The 1,366-nt window shown below is 64.3% G+C and carries 1 protein-coding gene; it reads right to left on the bottom strand.

The genetic code is table 11. From position 1 onward, the window contains the following. Positions 1–105: 105 nt before the first annotated feature. Entirely contained in the window at positions 106–1,125 is a 1,020-nt protein-coding gene (locus AC1VAN_RS21900) for a zinc-binding alcohol dehydrogenase family protein (RefSeq protein ID WP_442251717.1), read from the bottom strand. Between the last annotated feature and the right edge of the window lie 241 nt (positions 1,126–1,366).

The following is a 1,366-nucleotide window of genomic DNA, read 5'->3' as shown; positions in this document are numbered from 1 at the left end:
GACGGGCTCGGGGGAGGGAAATCTGTTTCCACCCTATCCCCGAAACGGAGCGTTCAATAGATACAGATGCCGGCCAATCCACTGCGACAGGCTGTGGGCGGTGAATCAGTCGTCCCAGCCGGCCAGCGCCAGCTTGCCGATGGTGCGGCCGCCGGCCAGACGCTGATGCGCGGCATCCAGGTTGGCCGCATTGATCGGGCCCAGCACTTCGCTCAGCGTGCCGCGCAACTGGCCCGCGTCGATCATGCTGGCGGCGCGGTTGAGGATGCGGTGCTGCTCAATGCGGTCGGCGGTGGCAAAGCGCGCGCGGGCGAACATGAATTCCCAATGGATGCCGATGCACTTGGCCTTGTAGGGATCGCCGATGCGCAGCGGGCCGCGGGGTTCCACGATCAGGCCTACATGTCCCTGTGGTGCCAGCAGCTGGCCCAGTTCGTCCCAGTAGTGATCGGTGTCGGCCAGGTTGAGTGCCACCTGCACTTCGTCGAAGCCAAGCGCCTGCAGCTGCGGCAAAAGGGGCTGGCGATGGTCGATGACATGCTGGGCGCCCATCCGCCGGCACCAGTCGATCGAGGCTTCACGCGAGGCGGTGGCAATGACCTCAAACCCCGCGTGGTGGGCCAGCTGGATCGCCATCGAGCCGACGCCGCCGGCACCACCGATCACCAGCAGGCGCTGGCCGGCGTGGCGGCGATCATCAAGCTGCAGGGGCATGCGCTGGAACAGCAGTTCCCAGGCAGTAAGGGTGGTCAGCGGCAGTGCGGCCGTTTCGGCGAAATCGAGGGTGGTCGGTTTGCGTGCCACCAGCCGCTCATCCACCAGCTGATACTGTGCATTGCAGCCAGGGCGGGTGACATCTCCTGCGTAGTAGACCTCGTCACCGGAGGCGAACAGGCTGGCCTCCTCGCCCATCGCTTCGACCACCCCTGCCGCGTCCCAGCCGAGAATGCGCGGGGTATCCAGCGACGCGGCCGACGTGGCTGCACGCAGCTTCCCGTCGACGGGATTGACGGAAAGTGCTTCGACGCGGATCAGCAGGTCACGGCCACGTGGCGGCTGCGGCGGTGGCAGCACCAGATCGCGCAGGGCAGGGGCGGAGTCACGGCACAGGGCGACGGCTTTCATTGCAGCTCCAGCTCGGTTCCTGTCTGCATCATAAGGTTCCTCACCTCGATGGGCGCGCGCTGAATCGCTTTGTGACAATCAGCGTCAAAACTGTCGCATCTGGCTCTTAAACCCTTCCAAACCCTTGTGGTGTGTGGGTCTTGCGGATTTTCATCATCCTGTATAGGGTTTCAACGTCGGGCCGGTAGCCGGTCGCGCACGACGCTTCACATGTTACGGGACTGTTAACATGACCTTCACC

Source organism: Stenotrophomonas sp. 05L44_2 (assembly GCF_056665995.1).
This window is presented reverse-complemented; position numbering and strand designations above follow the sequence as displayed.